This is a genomic window from Aliiglaciecola sp. LCG003, from assembly GCF_030316135.1.
Lineage (GTDB): Bacteria > Pseudomonadota > Gammaproteobacteria > Enterobacterales > Alteromonadaceae > Aliiglaciecola.
Window position 1 is genome coordinate 3,952,445 of record NZ_CP128185.1, and the last position, 13,171, is coordinate 3,965,615.

17 protein-coding genes are annotated in these 13,171 nt (G+C 42.7%); 8 read left to right on the forward strand and 9 right to left on the reverse strand.

Annotated features, from left to right (window positions below; all coding sequences use genetic code 11):
- The first annotated feature begins 1 nt into the window (after window position 1).
- The 5 genes from surE (at window position 2) to rpoS (ending at window position 4,343) form a co-directional block, all read left to right on the forward strand.
- Entirely contained in the window at window positions 2–757 is a 756-nt protein-coding gene (gene surE, locus QR722_RS17195; RefSeq protein ID WP_286284192.1) for a 5'/3'-nucleotidase SurE, read from the forward strand.
- 36 nt (window positions 758–793) lie between these two features.
- Window positions 794–1,432 (forward strand): protein-L-isoaspartate(D-aspartate) O-methyltransferase, encoded by a 639-nt coding sequence (locus QR722_RS17200; protein WP_286284193.1) that lies wholly within the window; start codon window positions 794–796, stop codon window positions 1,430–1,432.
- A gap of 28 nt (window positions 1,433–1,460) precedes the next feature.
- Complete coding sequence (locus QR722_RS17205; protein WP_353506889.1) at window positions 1,461–2,405, forward strand: polyprenyl-phosphate transporter; 945 nt, start codon at window positions 1,461–1,463, stop codon at window positions 2,403–2,405.
- A 3-nt stretch (window positions 2,406–2,408) separates the two neighbouring features.
- Window positions 2,409–3,284 (forward strand): peptidoglycan DD-metalloendopeptidase family protein, encoded by an 876-nt coding sequence (locus QR722_RS17210; protein WP_286284194.1) that lies wholly within the window; start codon window positions 2,409–2,411, stop codon window positions 3,282–3,284.
- A gap of 75 nt (window positions 3,285–3,359) precedes the next feature.
- Window positions 3,360–4,343 carry an RNA polymerase sigma factor RpoS gene (rpoS, locus tag QR722_RS17215; RefSeq protein WP_286284195.1) on the forward strand — a complete coding sequence of 328 codons (984 nt, stop codon included), beginning with the start codon at window positions 3,360–3,362 and terminating at the stop codon, window positions 4,341–4,343.
- Between the two features lie 95 nt (window positions 4,344–4,438).
- Here the strand turns inward: rpoS and tpx are convergent, their stop codons facing one another.
- Window positions 4,439–4,933, reverse strand: coding sequence for a thiol peroxidase (gene tpx / locus QR722_RS17220; protein WP_286284196.1), 495 nt, complete (start codon window positions 4,931–4,933; stop codon window positions 4,439–4,441).
- A 530-nt stretch (window positions 4,934–5,463) separates the two neighbouring features.
- Here tpx and QR722_RS17225 point away from each other — a divergent pair.
- On the forward strand, window positions 5,464–6,345 hold the full coding sequence (locus QR722_RS17225) for an alpha/beta hydrolase (protein ID WP_286284197.1): 882 nt from the start codon (window positions 5,464–5,466) through the stop codon (window positions 6,343–6,345).
- 41 nt (window positions 6,346–6,386) lie between these two features.
- On the opposite strand, the gene efpL is transcribed toward QR722_RS17225, so the two are convergent.
- From efpL to rplU, 7 genes are all read right to left on the reverse strand, one after another.
- Window positions 6,387–6,953 (reverse strand): elongation factor P-like protein EfpL, encoded by a 567-nt coding sequence (gene efpL, locus QR722_RS17230; protein ID WP_286284198.1) that lies wholly within the window; start codon window positions 6,951–6,953, stop codon window positions 6,387–6,389.
- An 84-nt stretch (window positions 6,954–7,037) separates the two neighbouring features.
- A complete protein-coding gene (locus QR722_RS17235; protein ID WP_286284199.1) occupies window positions 7,038–7,832 on the reverse strand; it encodes a DUF2145 domain-containing protein in 795 nt (264 codons plus the stop codon).
- 23 nt (window positions 7,833–7,855) lie between these two features.
- Complete coding sequence (locus QR722_RS17240) at window positions 7,856–8,200, reverse strand: hypothetical protein (RefSeq protein ID WP_286284200.1); 345 nt, start codon at window positions 8,198–8,200, stop codon at window positions 7,856–7,858.
- Between the two features lie 285 nt (window positions 8,201–8,485).
- The gene (gene folA / locus QR722_RS17245) at window positions 8,486–8,977 is read right to left on the reverse strand and encodes a type 3 dihydrofolate reductase (RefSeq protein WP_286284201.1); all 492 of its coding nucleotides are present in this window, start codon (window positions 8,975–8,977) and stop codon (window positions 8,486–8,488) included.
- A gap of 58 nt (window positions 8,978–9,035) precedes the next feature.
- On the reverse strand, window positions 9,036–10,217 hold the full coding sequence (cgtA, locus tag QR722_RS17250; RefSeq protein WP_286284202.1) for an Obg family GTPase CgtA: 1,182 nt from the start codon (window positions 10,215–10,217) through the stop codon (window positions 9,036–9,038).
- 204 nt (window positions 10,218–10,421) lie between these two features.
- Window positions 10,422–10,679 carry a 50S ribosomal protein L27 gene (rpmA, locus tag QR722_RS17255; RefSeq protein WP_286284203.1) on the reverse strand — a complete coding sequence of 86 codons (258 nt, stop codon included), beginning with the start codon at window positions 10,677–10,679 and terminating at the stop codon, window positions 10,422–10,424.
- Between the two features lie 15 nt (window positions 10,680–10,694).
- Entirely contained in the window at window positions 10,695–11,006 is a 312-nt protein-coding gene (gene rplU, locus QR722_RS17260; protein WP_286284204.1) for a 50S ribosomal protein L21, read from the reverse strand.
- Window positions 11,007–11,229: 223 nt separating this feature from the next.
- Here rplU and ispB point away from each other — a divergent pair, with 223 nt between their 5' ends.
- Window positions 11,230–12,201, forward strand: coding sequence for an octaprenyl diphosphate synthase (gene ispB, locus QR722_RS17265; protein ID WP_286284205.1), 972 nt, complete (start codon window positions 11,230–11,232; stop codon window positions 12,199–12,201).
- Between the two features lie 41 nt (window positions 12,202–12,242).
- On the opposite strand, the gene QR722_RS17270 is transcribed toward ispB, so the two are convergent.
- Complete coding sequence (locus QR722_RS17270; RefSeq protein ID WP_286284206.1) at window positions 12,243–12,425, reverse strand: hypothetical protein; 183 nt, start codon at window positions 12,423–12,425, stop codon at window positions 12,243–12,245.
- Window positions 12,426–12,760: 335 nt separating this feature from the next.
- Here QR722_RS17270 and QR722_RS17275 point away from each other — a divergent pair, with 335 nt between their 5' ends.
- Window positions 12,761–13,144, forward strand: a complete 384-nt coding sequence (locus QR722_RS17275) for a PA2779 family protein (RefSeq protein ID WP_286284207.1) — start codon at window positions 12,761–12,763, stop codon at window positions 13,142–13,144.
- Window positions 13,145–13,171 lie beyond the last annotated feature (27 nt).

The window sequence follows — 13,171 nt, forward strand, 5'->3', positions numbered from 1 at the left end:
TATGCATATTTTATTAAGTAATGATGACGGCGTATTCGCACAGGGTTTAGCGAGTTTATATGCCCAATTGAGCCAACATTATGACGTAACCGTTATCGCCCCAGAAAGCAATTGCAGTGCGCAAAGCAATGCCTTATCTATCCGCAAACCGCTGCGTATCGAAAAGCAACAGAATGGTTTTTATTCAGTTAACGGAACACCTTCAGATTGTGTGCACTTAGGCATTAATCAATTTATGCAAACAGACCCTGCATTGGTGATATCGGGTATTAATCATGGCCCAAATCTTGGAGATGATGTGATTTACTCGGGCACAGTTGCCGCCGCAACCGAAGGACGCTACATGGGCTTACCGGCCATCGCAGTATCGCTAGCGGGGGATAGTTGTGAGAACTTCGATAGTGCGGCACGCATAGTGTTAGATATAGTCAAACACTTGCAACAACACCCGCTCGCAGCGAACCAAATTCTGAATGTAAATGTACCTGATCTCCCTTATGAGTCCATTCAAGGCATAGAAGTCACCCGTCAGGGTCGTCGCCATCGCGCAGAATCCATGATAAAAGATACCGACCCATTCGGTAATGACATTTATTGGTACGGTCCAGTGGGACTTGAGCAAGATGCCGGCCCAGGCACAGACTTTCATGCTATTGCTCATCAACAGTGTTCAGTGACACCATTGAGCGTGGACATGACGGCTTATCATAGCCTTGAAGAAATGAAAAACTGGTTAAATAAGAAAATTAAAAGTTAAACATATGAATATTATTAACGAACCACAAGGACAGCTATGACTCGCGTGACCAGAAAAGGAGAATCCCTCGCCCAGTTACTAAAAGCAGAAGGGATAAAAGAACCGCGGGTGCTGCAGGCTGTTGCTGCCACACCAAGAGAGCTATTTTTGCCGGATGCATTACATCATAAGGCATACCAAAATACTGCGCTCCCCATTGGCCAAGGTCAAACCATTTCGCAGCCGTATATAGTGGCTAAAATGACCGAGTTACTACTCAATTCTGATGCTGGCAATCAGTCAGTACTAGAAATAGGCACGGGCTCTGGCTACCAAACGGCCATCTTGGCGCAGATCTTCAGCAAAGTATTCAGTGTTGAACGGATCAAAGCCTTACAATTTCAGGCCAAACGCCGTATGAATCAACTCGATTTGCACAATGTATCTATGAAGCATGGCGATGGCTGGAAAGGTTGGGCCAACAAGGGACCATTTGACGGCATTATAGTAACCGCTGCAGCCAGTCACATGCCAACTGACTTGTACCAGCAATTAAACGATGGCGGAATGCTGGTGATCCCGATTGGCACCGACGAACAAAAACTACACTGCGTTACCCGTCATGGTGACGAGTTTACTAGCCAAGTGATTGAGGCGGTAAGATTCGTGCCTCTTGTCGCTGGTGATATTATTTAATTTTCATTACACCTAGGATGTTACTAACTTGAAGCCAACACAGCGGGATAGCAAAGGATATATAGGGCTTGGCCTAAGAGGCCTACTGATGGGTGCGGCGGATGCTGTTCCTGGCGTTTCAGGCGGCACTATTGCGTTTATGACGGGTATCTATGAAGAGCTTATTTACTCCCTCAAACAGTGCGGTCCTTTAGCGTTAAAAATATTATTTTCTGATGGGGTTAAGGCGGCTTGGCAGCACATCAATGGTACATTTTTATTATGTGTTTTCGGCGGCATCATCGCCAGTATTGTGACTATTTCACACTTTGTCGTATATTTATTGGAGTATTATCCAGATCTACTTTGGTCTTTTTTCTTTGGACTCATCGCGGCGGCAGTTTGGTCAGTAGTGCGGCATATCGAGCGCTGGTCAATTGGGGTCATGGCGGCTTTTGCTATGGGCGCTATTATAGCTTTCTACGTCACTATTATTACCCCAACGAGTATTGAAGCTACCCCCTTGACTGTTTTTCTATCCGGAATGATAGCCATTTGCGCAATGATTCTACCCGGCATTTCTGGCAGCTTTATTTTATTGCTGTTGGGTATGTATGCTCCGATGCTAAACGCGGTAAAAGCATTGCAGTTTCAGACACTAGCCATTTTTTCAGCTGGTTGCGTTGTGGGTTTGCTGTCTTTTTCAAGAGTATTAAATTGGATGTTCGAGAAGTATAAGACCCTAACTCTAGCCCTGCTAGGAGGATTTATGCTTGGTTCATTGAATAAAGTATGGCCTTGGAAGCTTACTTTAGAATCCATCACTGATCGCCATGGCAAAGTAGTCCCCTTGGTTCAAAGCAATGTGTTCCCCCAAACTTTTGAGTCAGCAACTAACCAACCGACACATATAGTGTTATCCATAGGTCTAATGTTTTTTGGTGTAATCATGGTGTTATTATTAGAAAAACTAGGTAATAAAACAGGTCAGTAAGTAATGATTGCCGAACGGTTAACGGCCTTTATTGCTTGCACGAGAATGCAGCCCACCAAGTTTGCACTGCAGGTTAGTTTAGTGCTTTTGGTAGCGGGCCAATTTTGCATCTCATGCACTAGTCGTCCAACTCCAGCCCCTGTGGTCGAGTTATATCAAGGCAAGGATTTTTACGACTTTAAGAAAGACGGTTTTGACGGTAAGCACTATGTGGTACAAAAAGGAGATACGTTATTTTCTATTGCTTGGTATACAGGCAATGATTACCGTGACCTTGCAAATATCAATGGTATTTCCAAGCCGTTTTCAATTTATCCAGGCCAACAGTTATTACTTGAAAAAGATAATGCTAGCTATGCACAAGGAACACAAAAATCACCTGGTCAGACCAAGGATATAAAACCAAAAAGGACTGTTGACCGGCCTCAAAAGCAGGCGTATGGTGAAAGTAACAAAGGTGTTAACAAAGATGACAAGCGGTCAAAAACCATTGAATTCCCTGAGAGAATCAATAAATGGATCTGGCCGGCACAAGGTAAGTTAATATCGCAATTTTCACTATCAGAGCAAGGCAATAAAGGCATAGAAATCGGTGGACATAGAGGTAACGACATAGTTGCCGCTGCGGATGGAAAAGTCGTTTATACAGGCAACGCTTTGAGAGGTTATGGTCAATTGATCATAATAAAGCACTCTGACTCTTTTTTGAGTGCTTATGCACACAATGATGCTGTTTTTGTTAATGAGCAGCAGTGGATCAAAGCGGGGCAGAAGATTGCCTCGATGGGCAGTACTGGGACCGACCAAGTTAAGCTTCGTTTTGAAGTTAGGTACAAGGGTAAATCTGTTAACCCTATGAAGTATCTGCCTACCCAATAATAACAATAAATAATTATAAAAAAGGAAATTGAGGTGAACTATAGGTAAAAACAAATCCATACAGGAGACGCAGTTATGGGTGCTACACATACCGTCGAAGCTAAACAAAGTAATACAAAAGACGATGATCAAAATATCGATGCAGAACTTTCTGAAATTGAAGCTGATGATAAAAGTTCCATGGAAGAAATTTTAGCCAATCAGGAAGAAACTCACAAAAATCTTGACGCGACCCAACTCTATTTGGGAGAAATTGGTTTCTCGCCACTACTATCAGCCGAAGAAGAAGTTTATTTTGCCCGCCGCGCCCTTAAAGGACATGAAGCCTCCCGTAAACGGATGATTGTCAGCAATTTACGCTTAGTGGTTAAAATCGCACGCCGATACAACAACCGCGGATTAGCATTGTTAGACTTAATTGAAGAAGGCAACCTAGGCCTGATAAGAGCAGTTGAAAAATTCGATCCTGAACGGGGTTTCAGATTTTCAACCTATGCGACTTGGTGGATTAGACAGACCATCGAACGCGCCATTATGAATCAAACTCGCACAATTCGTCTTCCTATCCATGTGGTAAAAGAGCTGAATGTGTATCTCAGAACTTCCCGAGAATTAGCTCAAAAGCTTGATCACGAGCCCACAGCAGAAGAAATTGCTGAGTGTTTAGATAAGCCCGTAGAAGATGTCACTAAAATGTTGCGTTTAAACGAGCGCATTACATCTGTGGATACGCCGATTGGCAGTGACAATGACAAAGCCTTGTTAGATATTATTGCCGATGAAAAAGGCTATGGCCCCGAAGAGGATCTGCAAGATAAAGACATTAAGTGCAGTATTGTGCGCTGGTTAGAAGAACTCAACCCTAAACAACGTGAAGTGCTTGCCAGACGGTTTGGTTTAATGGGCTATGAACCATCGACCCTTGAAGATGTTGGTGCTGAAATTGGACTGACCCGTGAAAGAGTAAGGCAAATTCAAGTTGAAGCCTTACGTCGCTTGCGAGATATGTTGGGACATCAAGGTTTAAACCTTGAAGCTCTATTTAATAAGATCGATTAAGTAGCAGCAGCTAAGCCTCAGGTAAATGATTTCCGCACACTAGGAATATTTAGATGAGGCTTTTTATTTTGTACTGCAAACCGAATTTTCGGTGCTTATAGTACTGCTAAGGCCGCGTCGTAATCAGGTTCGTCAGCCGTTTCTGCAACTTGCTCGGTGTAAGCTACTTTACCATCGGCATCAATCACTACTACTGAGCGAGATAATAAGCCCGTTAGTGGTCCGGTTTTAAAGCTGACTCCGTAATCATCTCCAAAACTTGAACGGAAACTTGAACCGGTGATTACATTTTCAATTCCTTCTGCACCGCAAAAACGCGCAGCCGCGAAAGGTAAGTCTGCAGATACACAGATCACTTTGGTGTTATCTAATTTGCTCGCTTTATCATTAAACTTTCTCACCGATGTCGCACAAGTGCCTGTATCGACTGAAGGAAAAATATTAAGAATGACCCGACTGCCTGCAAAATCATGTAAAGACGCTGTGGACAAATCCACTTTGACCAAATCAAATTCTGGGGCTTTTGAACCTACGTCAGGTAAAGCGCCGACTGTCTCAAAAGGATTTCCTTGTAAGGTAACTTTTGCCATCTGATACTCCATTGTAATAATCAACTGAATTGAGCATACATTATAGACATATATATTGTTAAAGGATCAGCGTTAATGGAACAGTGGTTAAACTATTAAGGTCTAAGTTACAAATAATTAGCAGTTTAAATCCTAGCCAAACTGAAATTTTTTAATCTATATCATCCCATGCACCTTGGTTTTTAGCGGCGCTAATAATAGGGTCTCTAATGATGCTAGTGCGGTGCTGCTTTGCGCGATAGTGCAAAGCACTTTGAGTGCCACTATTACATTAGTGGCCACCTATGCCTTAGGTATTTCAGGTTTACTCGACCAGACCTCGAATCTGTGTCTTACGGTAGCACGTAGCATCTTATTCTTTGCCATTTATGGTTTTAGCTACACATTTATTCTACTTATAAAGACTAACAGCCTTGTCTAGTCTCTGTTCCTAAAGCTAAGCCTTATGCTAGTCTAGTATTTTTGAGGATGGGCTGACATTGATTGACTAGCATAGACTCATTAATAAGGTGTCTAAAAGGAAATTATTTATGCCCTATCCCTTCGTTAGTCTATGCGGCTCATTACTAATTTTATTCAGTTTTTGCTGTTTTTCAGCAACGCCTGTTGAATTTGCCAAACAGTATACTTACCCATCTAAAATCATGGCCGAAGAGCGGGAATATAGTGTTTATCTACCCCCTTCTTATACGCAACACTCAACACAGTCTTACCCTGTTATCTATGTATTGGATGGTGATCAATCGAAACTATTAAGTATCAGTGGTGTTGTTCAAGCCTTAAGTACCGAAGAGTTGGAAAATCAAATCCCGCAATTTATAATTGTTGCCATCCCCAATACAAATCGCTCCAGAGACCTAACACCCACCCAAACTGACTTAATTTATAAAGGCAAAGAGTTAGCAAAAATCCCAGGTAGCGGTGGGGCAGACAAATTTCTAAATTTTATTCAAAACGAATTGATGCCACAAATTGAAAAAAGTTATCGTACGAACCAAACTAAGGTGTTGGTTGGGATGTCATTTGGCGGCTTGTTTACCGGTCACGCATTGTTAACCAGGCCCGAGATGTTTAGTCACTATTTGATTGCTGATGCCACCTATGTATGGGATGACAATTACCTCAATCGAATCGCCCTTGGGCAGATCGAAAGACTTAAACAAAAGCGTCTAAGTGTGTATCTAGCCTTAGCCAATAACGACCATATTGGTGAGCATGGGGTAGCTAATCGTGCATGGGGAAATGGGTTTATCGCCAGACTAAATGCTATTCGATCTGACAATTTCCACGTTTATTCCGATTATTTTCCGAAACAAAGACATGGAACAGTCCAAATGCTGGCCTGGTATCACGGATTAGTGGCATTATTTAGCGCACCTTCCGCTACTGCATCAATGAAAAACGACAGATAATCCAACCTTGGTCACAAGCCTAAACCAAGGTTGGATCTAGTTTATGCACGACTAGTAAATTTTTGTTCAACAGTGTTTATTTTAATTTTTTCGCCACTAGCGATGTATTCAGGTACCTGTACGACTAAACCAGTAGACAAGGTTGCTGGTTTAGTTCTTGCGCTGGCAGACGCGCCTTTAATTGAAGGATCAGTTTCGGTAATAACCAAATCTACCGATGCTGGAAGCTCAATGCCAACGGGTTTACCATCTACAATTAAGATTTGCAGGCCACTGGTTTCTTCAGTAATAAACAACAATTCGTCTTCAATAGTCTGTTTATCAAGGCTATAAGGGGTGTAGTCTTCGTTATCCATAAAGACATACTCAGTGCCATCCACATAGGAAAACATCACTTTGCGACGATAAAACTCAGCTGTATTAACCATATCATCAGCTTTAAAGCTCTCATCGGCTTTGGTGCCTGTTGCCACTTCATACAAACGCATCCGATACAAACTTGCGCCGGCTCTTCCACTTGGCGTCAGCTTACTAATATCTTTGACCAAATACACTTTACCATTGTGTTCGATTGCGGCATTTTTCTTGATTTCACTTGCTTTTGGCATTGCTATTCTCTTAACTAAATTTGTTGCTTTAAAATATCACGAAGCAAGCAATTCAAAAAGCCTAAAACGGAACAAATATGCTGGTCAATCCAACACCACAGAGCCATCCTCGAATAAGGTCATGCTAGCGCTGGCTAATTGATACTCCTGCATATAGCGACGAATTGAGCCATAGGTGGCGGTGTAGACTTTGCCATTATGATCCTTGGTGGTTAGCTCGTCGCTGAATATCGAGCCCAACGCTAGCTTTAATCTGCTGACATGTAGTCGTTGCGGCGAAAAATATGCCTGAGCGTTGAGTTTCAGCCGCTCTATATCCGTTGTCTGGTAAATGGCTGCATTGACAATATCCAAAGTATATTCGGTACAATTTTGGAATTGCGAGTTATTCGGATTTGATATCACTGAATAGCGCTGATTATGCAATGTTTGATCTTTTGAATTGGCAATCAAGTCAATTATTCTGGTCTGCACTTCCTCGGTGGGGATGATAATGCCCGTTTTAAGCGAATAGGCCCCCCAGAAAAAATCCACCGGATAATCGGTCACTAGCACGCTCCGATTTGGACGGTTGCTATCTTGATAAAGGTTATGTATCGCATAACCTTGCACCTCGCTTCCATCAGCCAACTGAATATCAGAATAGATTGCTATAGCAGTGTGGGTATATTCAATCCATTTAGGTAAGTCTTTTTGCGGCCGCCCCACTCGGGACAAAATAAAGGCTCTTGCCCCATTGGCTGCGGCATACTTTTCTACATTTTTAGCGAACTTCATAATCCGATCCGCGGCTATTTTTGGTTCAGTTTGAGCCGGACTACCAGCAAAACTATAACTAGCCAAAAATGTGGTCGCAATTAGCAGAATCAGTACTTTCATCATCTCTCTCCTTTTAATCCAGATTAGTTAGCTTTAGTCGTTTGGCTTGTCAGCTCAATTACCCGATTAGGTGCGGGATCTGCAGTAATAATAAGTTCGGTGATGACCAGTTTTGATGATGGGTATGTATGCTCGTGTTGCAAAGCGCCCCCCACAAATTGGCCGCTGGCGGCGACCGCTTGTCCTGCGATAATAATAGGTACAGCAACCACAGCTGAAGCCACAACAGCAACTGACCCGACCCCATCTGCAACGGCCAATACAGAATGTTTGCTGGCTTGTAGGCTATGCTCTATCGCTTTACCTGCCTGTGCCTGATGTGCAAATACGCTCGAAAGTAGTAAACATAATGGAAAAATTGCTTTCATGGCTTGATCCAATCAATGAAACGATTGACCAAACAATAGGCAGTGGTAGATTAACTGTAAACCTGCATAACCAAAGTACAGTATGAATCGCTCACTTGGTTAGCATAAATATACTATTTAGCCATATTCCCATATATCGCCTTAACCGGAATGGACTCTACTGCTCGTAAAATTAAAATTAGGGATGCTGAAAGTGCGTTGGTCAGTGACAAATAAACTTGCGGCCTCAAATTGTAATATTTCATCCAATTTACCCTCTAAGTTGGCTAACTTGGTTTAGGCGATCTAAATAATTCTTTGCAGGGTTTTAAATGTATACGGGTAGGGATTTCTGTCGTCAGCTTGATGAGAGACGACTTCGAGTTGTTGCCAGTTGCCTGATTGTAAATAGTCAGGGAAGTAGGTATCGCCCTCAGTAGTCAAACCAATTTCGGTCAGATAAAGGCGTTGGCACAATGGTAAAAAGTGTTGATAGAGGGTTCCGCCACCGATGATCATCAATTCTTCTGTTGTACCTGCAACGTCAATCGCATCCTCGCAGCTTAGCACCACGGTAGCGTCTTTTAGACTATAGCTTGGGTCTCGACTAACCACGATATTTAAACGCCCAGGCAGCGCCTTACCAATTGATTCATAGGTTTTACGGCCCATGACTACAGGCTTGCCTAAAGTAATACGTTTGAAATGAGCTAAATCAGCGGGTAAATGCCAAGGCATCTTGTTATCAGCGCCAATAACGCGCTGATTTGCCATTGCGGCAATCATAGATATAAGCATAGAGTCGGTTCTTTTGGCTATAAAAAGGGCCTACCTGTGGGTAAGCCCTAAAAATTAATTACTCGCGAGTATAAATCACTTCAACATCATAATCATCATCGTCGTCGTCCTCATCATCAAGGTCGTCTTCAAAGTCTTCATGACTCGAGTGCTCATCAAGAGATTTACTGTGATATGTGTCCCACTTGAAATCTATCTCTTCCGGAGATTCAGCTAACAGTTCCATATCATTTGGCAGTGTCTCAATAAAGTTCATTACTTCACGACACAATCCATCCGTATTTTTCTTCTGGTATGCTGATATTTGGAAGCTCGGACCATCCCACTCAAGGGCTTCGATAATACTATCGCAGACTTCTTGAGCTTCATCTTCCAACAATAAATCTATCTTGTTGAACACTAACCAGCGTGGTTTAGCGGCAAGTTTTGGACTGTATTTTTCTAACTCTTTGATAATCGCTTTAGCATTTTCGACAGGGTCAGATTGGTCCGCGGGCAACAAATCGATCATGTGGAGTAAAATTCTACAACGCTCCAGATGCTTCAAGAAGCGAATACCTAAACCCGCGCCATCGGCGGCACCCTCAATTAGACCAGGAATATCTGCAATGACGAAACTGCGTTGAGCGTCTTGGCGCACTACCCCTAAATTAGGTACCAAAGTGGTAAAAGGATAATCGGCCACTTTAGGTTTGGCAGAAGAAACCGAGCGAATAAAAGTGGATTTACCTGCATTAGGTAGCCCTAACAGACCAACATCAGCCAACAACATCAATTCTAACGACAACCAACGGATCTCTCCAGGTGTTCCATTTGATTTTTGTCGAGGTGCGCGGTTAGTACTACTTTTAAATCTAGCATTGCCTAGGCCGTGGAAACCACCTTGGGCTACCTTTAAGCGCATACCGTGATGGGTTAAGTCACCTAGTGGCTCACCAGTATCTTTGTCAGTAGCACGGGTTCCGACAGGGACCTTAAGCTCGAGATCTTCTCCAGCACGTCCGGTACAATCACTACCTTGACCATTCTTCCCACGTTCAGCGCGATGAAAGCGCTCAAAGCGATAATCGATAAGCGTATTTAGATTCTCGTCGGCAACTAAATAGACACTGCCGCCATCTCCACCGTCACCTCCATCAGGACCACCACGAGGAACATATTTTTCACGGCGAAAGCCAATTACACCATTACCACCGTCGCCGGCTTCAACGCGTATTTCAGCTTCATCTACAAACTTCATTTCATACCTCTAATAAAGGATTATTAAAAAGGGGTCAGAGTAAATTAAATAATAGTTGCTAAAGACAAGTTACCACACATAACTTAAAATTTTAATTTACTCTGACCCCTCTTGTCCTCAGTTTACTCCGACACAGATTTTTTCTCTAGCAATAAAAAGCCCCGCTAAAGCGGGGCTTTTTTGTAACGCTTGTTAAGCTCGTTCTTATTCAGCAACGATGCTTACAAATTTGCGGTTTTTAGGGCCCTTCACGTCGAATTGCACTTTGCCATCAGACAATGCAAAAAGAGTGTGGTCTTTACCAATACCCATATTGTCTCCAGGGTGAAAACGAGTTCCACGCTGACGAACAATAATATTACCTGCTAATACGGACTCACCACCAAAACGTTTAACACCTAAACGTTTGCTTTCTGAGTCACGACCGTTACGAGTACTACCACCCGCCTTTTTATGTGCCATTAGTTCGTACTCCTATTAAGCGCTAATGCCAGTGATTTTCACTTCTGTGAACCACTGACGATGACCTTGAGTTTTTCGAGAATGCTTACGACGACGAAACTTGACAATTTTAATCTTGTCACCGCGACCATGAGTAACTACTTCAGCAGTTACCTTGCCACCATCAACATAAGGCATACCGATCTTAACATCATCACCATTACTAACCATCAAGACGTTATCGAATTCAACAGCATCACCTGGTGCGACTTCGATTTTTTCAAGACGAACGGTTTGACCTTCGGCCACACGGTGTTGTTTACCACCACTTTGGAAAACCGCGTACATATTTAACTCCGCTCTGCGCCCACGGCGCTACAATTCAAAAACAGGGCGCGAATTGTACGTGAACTGACCTATCCAAGCAACCCCTAAACGCAAATTATTATTGTAAATTCACACTTAAGTACCAATATCGCTATTTTAATCCATGTGTTGATTGGATAGATAGCGTTATTTATGTAGAATTGCGCGCACATACTTACTTCGACACAGAGCCAGTTTCCGAATAATGGACTTAGAACAGATCCGTCGCCTTGCTGACACTGACATGCAAGCAGTTAACGCACTCATTCAAGCACAGGTTAATTCCGATGTTGCTCTGATCAATCAATTGGGTTTTTATATCGTCAACAGTGGCGGTAAACGAATTAGACCCCTGATAACAGTTTTAGCTGCCAGAGCAGTCGGTATTCAATCAGACCAGCATCACACATTAGCGACCATTATTGAGTTTATTCACACTGCAACTTTGCTGCATGATGACGTGGTAGATGAATCCACCATGCGCCGCGGTCGAGAAACAGCGAATGCAGTTTTTGGCAACCAAGCCAGTGTTTTAGTTGGCGATTTTCTCTACACCCGTTCTTTCCAAATGATGGTTGATTTAAAACGCATGCGAGTGATGGAGATTCTTTCTGATGCCACAAATGTGATTGCCGAAGGTGAGGTGTTGCAGTTAATGAATTGCAATGACCCTGACACCAGTGAAGAAAGTTATATGGAGGTAATTTACAGCAAAACTGCACGCTTGTTCGAAGCTGCCACTTTGCTTGCCGCGGTGCTAACCGATCAACCAGCAGAAATTGAATCAGCCATGCAAGACTATGGGCGATATTTGGGTACCGCTTTTCAATTAGTCGACGACATTCTAGACTATGCGGCTGATAGCCAAGAGATGGGCAAAAATGTGGGCGATGACTTGGCCGAAGGTAAGCCTACGTTGCCGTTACTTTACGCAATGTGGAAGGGTTCACAACAGCAGCAAACTTTGATCAAAGATGCCATAGAGCACAATAATGGTATGGAAAATCTAGATCAGATTTTGCAAGCAATGGAAGATACGGGTTCGTTAACCTACACCCGCCAACAAGCTTTAAATGCGGCCGACAAAGCCATAGATGCCCTTAAAATACTACCAGACTCAGATTATAAAGACGCCTTGATCAGTCTTGCACATATTTCAGTTGAGCGAGCAGCTTAATGGTGACTGCAGGGATGCGGCACTATGGTGATGAGGTTAAGCTAAGCGCAGTATTGGCGTAATTTATCCAACATTTCTTTACTCAAGCCTAAATCTAAACTGGAATTATAGGCATCTTTCATACCTGATAAAATAGGTAAGTCAGCAGTGTTTGATTTTTCATTCTCAGTGTACTGTTGCGTTACTTTTTCGGCTGAAAATATTTCTTGATCATTAGCAAACATACTTCATTTCCTCATTATTATCGCTAATGTTATCGACATCTATCTAATAATCTTGAATGTTTTTAGGTTTTCATTGGTGCAATGGGTCCTAGCCGGTTGAGATTCGAACAACTAGCAAGTACAGGTAAAAATGTTCATGTATACCGTGAAATTACTACACAGATTACAACTGACAATGGTTTAAAGATTTAGTGAACAGATATTCATTAACAATGTAAGTGCTATTTTTAAAGGCCTGCAAGCCGAAGTGTAGAATCTGGTCCAATATTTGCATTAGCATTATCAATAATACAAATTCGCAACTAATGCGGATACATTCATTAATGAGGTAAGCCATGAAAAATTATACTAAATCTATTGCTTTTGCTGTCGGTTTGACACTAACTGCCGCCCCTTTTGTTCACGCGGATGTAGTCACGTCAGACTCAATATTGGCCGAGCGTGGTGTTGCTTATAACAAACAGCAAATACTAGCCATGGTGTCTGATACGGAAGTCCAAAACAAGTTGGCTAGCCTAGGTGTTAGTCAAGCAGATGCGATTGCTAGAATCAACAACATGACGCCCGATGAAGTGAATGCTTTGAACCAGCAACTCAATGATGCCCCAGCAGGTGCCGGTCTTATAGGTGTGGTAGTTACTGTGTTGGTAGTGGTGGCGGTATTAGATTTACTAGGTGTTACTGATGCCTACCCGTTTATCCGTCCTGTAGGTGAGTAATTTTCAGTGATGCACATCGTCAGGATG

Coding starts and splice junctions, on each gene's coding strand:
- surE (WP_286284192.1), top strand. CDS start 2: ATGCATATTTTATTAAGTAATGATGACGGCGTATTCGCACAGGGTTTA.
- QR722_RS17200 (WP_286284193.1), top strand. CDS start 794: ATGACTCGCGTGACCAGAAAAGGAGAATCCCTCGCCCAGTTACTAAAA.
- QR722_RS17210 (WP_286284194.1), top strand. CDS start 2,409: ATGATTGCCGAACGGTTAACGGCCTTTATTGCTTGCACGAGAATGCAG.
- rpoS (WP_286284195.1), top strand. CDS start 3,360: ATGGGTGCTACACATACCGTCGAAGCTAAACAAAGTAATACAAAAGAC.
- tpx (WP_286284196.1), bottom strand. CDS start 4,933: ATGGCAAAAGTTACCTTACAAGGAAATCCTTTTGAGACAGTCGGCGCT.
- QR722_RS17225 (WP_286284197.1), top strand. CDS start 5,464: ATGCCCTATCCCTTCGTTAGTCTATGCGGCTCATTACTAATTTTATTC.
- efpL (WP_286284198.1), bottom strand. CDS start 6,953: ATGCCAAAAGCAAGTGAAATCAAGAAAAATGCCGCAATCGAACACAAT.
- QR722_RS17235 (WP_286284199.1), bottom strand. CDS start 7,832: ATGAAAGTACTGATTCTGCTAATTGCGACCACATTTTTGGCTAGTTAT.
- QR722_RS17240 (WP_286284200.1), bottom strand. CDS start 8,200: ATGAAAGCAATTTTTCCATTATGTTTACTACTTTCGAGCGTATTTGCA.
- folA (WP_286284201.1), bottom strand. CDS start 8,977: ATGCTTATATCTATGATTGCCGCAATGGCAAATCAGCGCGTTATTGGC.
- cgtA (WP_286284202.1), bottom strand. CDS start 10,217: ATGAAGTTTGTAGATGAAGCTGAAATACGCGTTGAAGCCGGCGACGGT.
- rpmA (WP_286284203.1), bottom strand. CDS start 10,679: ATGGCACATAAAAAGGCGGGTGGTAGTACTCGTAACGGTCGTGACTCA.
- rplU (WP_286284204.1), bottom strand. CDS start 11,006: ATGTACGCGGTTTTCCAAAGTGGTGGTAAACAACACCGTGTGGCCGAA.
- ispB (WP_286284205.1), top strand. CDS start 11,230: ATGGACTTAGAACAGATCCGTCGCCTTGCTGACACTGACATGCAAGCA.
- QR722_RS17270 (WP_286284206.1), bottom strand. CDS start 12,425: ATGTTTGCTAATGATCAAGAAATATTTTCAGCCGAAAAAGTAACGCAA.
- QR722_RS17275 (WP_286284207.1), top strand. CDS start 12,761: ATGAAAAATTATACTAAATCTATTGCTTTTGCTGTCGGTTTGACACTA.